The organism is Chitinophaga sp., assembly GCF_035564935.1.
Lineage (GTDB): Bacteria > Bacteroidota > Bacteroidia > Chitinophagales > Chitinophagaceae > Chitinophaga.
Genome location: NZ_DATMTE010000123.1, coordinates 1 through 1,531, shown reverse-complemented (window position 1 = coordinate 1,531; position 1,531 = coordinate 1). Strand labels below are relative to the sequence as shown.

2 protein-coding genes are annotated in these 1,531 nt (G+C 46.2%); both read left to right on the top strand.

The genetic code is table 11. The annotated features are described in order from the left end of the window. Positions 1 to 126: 126 nt before the first annotated feature. On the top strand, positions 127 to 738 hold the full coding sequence (locus VN105_RS03305; protein WP_325637898.1) for a class I SAM-dependent methyltransferase: 612 nt from the start codon (positions 127 to 129) through the stop codon (positions 736 to 738). Then, positions 717 to 1,531 (top strand): glycosyltransferase (locus VN105_RS03300; protein WP_325637896.1); only part of this gene is annotated, 815 nt, incomplete at its 3' end. The genes VN105_RS03305 and VN105_RS03300, both read left to right, overlap by 22 nt.

The window sequence follows — 1,531 nt, the reverse complement described above, 5'->3', positions numbered from 1 at the left end:
CTTAAACAAAGATTTTTTTCTCGAAGAAAAATGGCGAACGTTAAAAAAAGAACAGTTACTGAGAAAAAGATTTAAACGTTGGCTAAGAAATCTTTTTAAATAAATCATACGCTAAACACCCTGCATATGTTCCGGAAAATGATAGAAAGATCAGCCCTTAAAAAGATCCATTCCTATTACGATATAGACGGATGGCTCACCGAACGCGAAGCGCTGGGGCTTTTCCTCACCGCGCGTAAACTGCGCCGCGATGCAGTGGTAGTGGAAATCGGCAGCTGGCAGGGAAAAAGTACTTACTGCATTTCAAAAGGACTCCGCTCCGGGAAAATATATGCCATTGACCCGTTCAATGCAGACGCCGGGTTTGACCAGGGAAGCCGGCAGGAATACGCAGAAAAAGGAGCCAGCACCGACCTGCTGGTACGCTTCACGGAAAATATGGAACGCCTGTCTGTTTATGATAAGATCATCGTGAAAAAAGGCTACTCTTTTGAAATGTACAATGACTTTCAAAAGATCGATTTCCTGTTCATCGACGGCGACCACTCCATTGCAGGCTGCAGGTCCGACTTTGAACTGTACGCCTCCAAAGTAGTGAAGGGCGGCTTTATTGCGTTCCACGACTATTACCCCGACAGGGACGAACTGGGGCCCACTTACGTAATAGATAATCTTACGAAAGACCATTTTAGTTTCTTCAGGCAATATGATTCGCTATGGATTGGAAAAAAACGATAGATTATTCGCTGGTCATATGCACCTATAACCCGGATGAACGGATACTGAAACGATGCCTGGAAGCCGTGTCGCGGCTGGATACCAGCAATATTTCCACCGAAGTGATCCTCGTGGATAATAACAGCGATGTACCACTGCAACAACAATCCTATGTGAAGGCATTTGAAGAAAAGATCCCGGGAATGCATATACTCCTTGTACAGGAACAAGGTGTAAATTTTGCGCGGATGGCCGCCATAGAAAAATCTGCCGGTAACTACATTGTGTATTTTGATTATGATAATGAACCTGAAAGCGATTACCTACTGGAGCTAAAAAAACTGAATGAACAATTTCCTACAGTAGCCGCCTGGGGACCAGGTAATGTAAAAGTAGATTTTATTGACGGCGTAGACGCTGCCATCCGGCAGTTTGCCAGCGCTGCCTTTCAGCAGCGGGAAGAACAAACGATCCGTACAGCCAGCGAAAGTTCATGGCAATCCTGTTATCCTTTTGGCACCGGGCTTTGCACTTCGGCGGCCATACTGAAAGAGTTTGTACAACTGGCCCGCCAGGGACGTTTCACCGCCTCCGGCAGAAAAGGGAATAAACTCAGCAGCGGTGAAGACACACAAATGGTTTTGCATTGCATCAGTAAAGGATATGCCGCAGGCGTATCCCCCACCCTGAAGCTCACGCATATTATCCCACAGCACCGTGCTAATGTTAAATACCTGCAGCGGCTCCTGTACGGCACTTTTATCTGTTATGAAACCTGCTTACTGCAGGTATTCCCCGAACAAAGAAAATCGCT

Excerpts from the sequence above, each read along its gene's own strand:
- VN105_RS03305 (WP_325637898.1), top strand. The coding sequence starts at position 127 with ATGTTCCGGAAAATGATAGAAAGATCAGCCCTTAAAAAGATCCATTCC.